Genomic DNA, 3,587 nt, shown 5'->3' on the forward strand with positions numbered 1-3,587 from the left:
AACTAAACAGGTTTTACTGCAAAAACTGCGGGATAACCAACGCAAAATGATTCAAGAGGAGTTCCAAGATCTGGAAGGAACGGTTTTACAGGCCCGGGTCGTCCGTTTTGAAAGACAGGCCGCTATTGTCATGGTACAAAGCACCTACGGTCAACCGGAAGTGGAAGCAGAACTACCCAAACGGGAACAGCTACCCAACGATAACTATCGCGCTAACGCCACCTTTAAAGTTCTGCTCAAAAAAGTCCTGGAAGGTTCTCACCGCGGCCCGCAATTAATCGTTTCCAGAGCGGCGGCGGGTTTGGTAGTATATTTGTTCGCCAACGAAGTTCCCGAAATCGAGGAGGAAATCGTGCGTATTGTCGCCGTCGCCCGGGAAGCCAATCCCCCCTCCCGTCACGTTGGTTCGCGGACAAAAATCGCCGTCGATACCTTAGAGAGAGACGTGGATCCGGTTGGGGCTTGTATTGGGGCTAGAGGTTCCAGGATTCAAGCCGTGGTTAACGAATTGCGGGGGGAAAAAATCGACGTGATTCGCTGGTCTCCAGATCCCGCCACCTACATCGCCAATGCCCTTAGTCCCGCCCGTATCGACCAAGTTTTGTTCACTAATGCCGAAGAAAGACAAGCATTGGTACTGGTGGCACAGGATCAATTAAGTTTAGCGATTGGCAAAGAAGGGCAGAACGTGCGTCTAGCCGCCCGTCTGACGGGCTGGAAAATCGATATTAAGGATATAGTCCTCTATAAAGGCGAACAAGAGGTAAAAACCGATGAAACCGACCCAGAAGCGCAGGATTTAGACCAAGAATGAACCCCTTCGTCAATTATCGACGCTGTATTAGCTGCCGTCTCTTCGCCCCGAAAGAATCCTTTTGGCGAATTGTCCGACTACACCCGTCCGGACAGATACAATTAGATCAAGGCATGGGAAGGGCTGCCTATATCTGTCCGCAACCTAATTGCCTGCAACTGGCCCGGCAAAAAAATCGTCTCGGACGGGCCCTAAAAGCCAATATTCCCGAAACGCTCTATGAATCCTTGCAAGAGCGCCTCGGGACTGCCAAGCAAGGTCGTTCAAATCAGGATTAAAATTGACGATCATAGCCACAAAATCGTTAGCATGGAAAGGGGGCAGTCCTGAGAGGATCAAAAAATCAGCCAACTTATAGGATCACTAACACTTTAGCCGGGGGATAATGGATGAGTAACACGAAAGTCAGAATTTACGATTTATCAAAAGAATTGAATCTAGACAACAAAGACATTTTGGACATCTGTGACCAGTTGAACATCGAGTACAAGAGCCACAGTAGCACGATCAGCGAAGAGGATGCCCAACGCATCAAAGCAATCGCTGCGAAGGGATTGGCCTCGAGTACCAGTAAAAATAGCACGGGTCAGCGAGAATCGGCTAGTCCTGCCGAAGAAAAAAAACAAAAGATTTTAGCCCTGCATAAACACAACCGCCCCGAAACCGGCGAAGAAGGGGAAAGCTATCCCGGTCAAGCCGGTTCCTCGGCCAAACCGACTTTAATCAGTCCCCCCCGTCCCCCGGTTAAACCCCTCGTTGCTCCCCCAGGGCGCGACGAGGCGGCCGAAAAAACTCCCCCCACTGCAGCAGAGATGCTATCTCATAGCCCCAGTGTTAAAGAAACCCCGACCGAAACCCCGCTAGTGCCAGAAGCAGCCCCCACCTTAATCGCCCCACCTAATCGACCTTCCCTCACCCCGAAACCACGCCCTGAAACTGCCTCGGGACGGCCAGAACCCCGATCTAAAAATGCTCCTGGCAGTAACGACAGGCCCCGGGGAGAAAAACGCGAGCGCGGCGAGAGCGAAAACGCCCCTAGTCCTGAGCGTAGGGTAGGCTTGGCTAAACCAGAAAAACCGACCCTCAACCGCAAACCCGACGGAAAAAGCCCGAAACTGGCGGAACCAGCTAGAGAAGTGCGGGAGACAGTGGAGTTGAAGCGCCCGGTTCGCCCCGGGTTACCCGCTAAAATCTCGGCTACCAGCGAGGAGGAAACCGATACCACCAAGAAATCTGGTGTTGATGGCACAGAAATCGATACAGATACCGGATTGCTCGGAGCAGACGGGCCCAAAAAACTCAAACGACCCACCATGCCCCCTCGCATGGCCAAAAAATCTACCTGGGAAGAAGAAGAAGAGGAAGAAAAAAAAGCGGCCAAAACCGCCAAAACTGCCGGCAAAAACAAACGCCGCACCCAAGCGCTCTTTGAAGATGACGATGATCTAGAATCGGAACTGTCCGGGTTAATTAATACCCCCAGTTTTACCCTCTCCACCGCTCGTCCCCCCAAACCGCCCACCGCTAAAGCTGCCCCCCCCGGCACCCCAACAGCAGTCAAAGTTAAGCGGCCCAGTAAACCAACCGCCCACACCGGCAGCCCGAAAAGCGAGCGCCAAGAACCCCAAGAGGAAAAACGCCCGGAAAGCATCGTTGTCACCGGCAGTCTCACCGTGCGCGACCTCTCGGAATTGATGAAAGTCCCCGAAACTGAGATCATCAGAACCCTATTTTTTAAAGGGATGGCGGTTAATATCACCCAAACTCTCGACGTGGACACGATCGAAATGATCGCCAGGGACTTCGAGATCGCCGTGGAAACCCCCAGCACCCAGTCGGCGGCGATCAAAACCACGGAAATGATCGATGTCTCCGACTGGGAAAGTCTCCAGCGTCGTCCCCCCGTCGTCACCATTATGGGTCACGTTGACCACGGTAAAACCACCCTCCTCGACTCGATCCGCAAAACCAAAGTCGCCCAGGGGGAAGCAGGCGGCATCACCCAGCACATCGGTGCTTACCACGTCGATGTGGAACATAACGGCAAACCGGAACAGATTGTCTTTTTGGATACCCCCGGCCACGAAGCTTTTACCGCCATGCGCGCCCGCGGGGCGAGAGTCACCGATATAGCGGTGCTGGTGGTAGCCGCCGATGATGGCGTACAACCCCAAACGAAAGAGGCAATCAGTCACGCCAGGGCCGCCGAAGTCCCCATCGTTGTGGCGATTAACAAAGTCGATAAACCTTCAGCTAACCCCGACCGGATTAAACAGGAATTGACCGAACAGGGACTGGTGGCCGAAGATTGGGGCGGTGAGACGATCATGGTTCCCGTGAGCGCCCTGCGGGGTGAAAATCTCGATAATCTGCTGGAAATGATTCTCTTGGTGGCAGAAGTGGAGGAATTGGTCGCTAACCCCGATCGCTTGGCTAAGGGAACCGTCATCGAAGCTAACCTCGATCGCACCAAAGGTCCCGTGGCTACCCTGCTCGTCCAGAATGGTACTCTCCGGGTGGGCGATAGCATCGTCGCCGGTTCCGTTTTCGGCAAAATTCGGGCGATGATCGATGATCGCGGTCAAAAAGTCGAAGCGGCTACCCCCTCCTTCGCCGTGGAAATCCTCGGTCTTAGTGATGTCCCGGCCGCTGGCGATGAGTTCGATGTCTATGAAAGTGAGAAAGAGGCCCGATCAATTGCCGATCAACGGGCGATCGAACAACGCAACACCCGTTTACAACAGGCCCTCTCCTCCCGTCGCGTTAGCCTTAG

General features: G+C 53.7%; 3 protein-coding genes. All 3 read left to right on the forward strand.

All coding sequences use genetic code 11. The annotated features are described in order from the left end of the window. Nucleotides 1-814, forward strand: an 814-nt coding sequence (gene nusA / locus PX481_RS01815; RefSeq protein WP_288093386.1) for a transcription termination factor NusA, incomplete at its 5' end; no start/stop codon positions are given. Further along, nucleotides 811-1,092, forward strand: a complete 282-nt coding sequence (locus PX481_RS01820; protein ID WP_002768359.1) for a YlxR family protein — start codon at nucleotides 811-813, stop codon at nucleotides 1,090-1,092. The genes nusA and PX481_RS01820, both read left to right, overlap by 4 nt. 111 nt (nucleotides 1,093-1,203) lie before the next feature. Continuing rightward, on the forward strand, nucleotides 1,204-3,587 hold a 2,384-nt coding region (gene infB, locus PX481_RS01825; RefSeq protein WP_288093389.1), incomplete at its 3' end, for a translation initiation factor IF-2.

It is taken from the genome of Microcystis sp. M53603_WE2 (assembly GCF_030065435.1).

What these genes read in the sequence shown, in the direction of transcription:
- PX481_RS01820 (WP_002768359.1), top strand. Translation starts at nt 811, where the DNA reads ATGAACCCCTTCGTCAATTATCGACGCTGTATTAGCTGCCGTCTCTTC.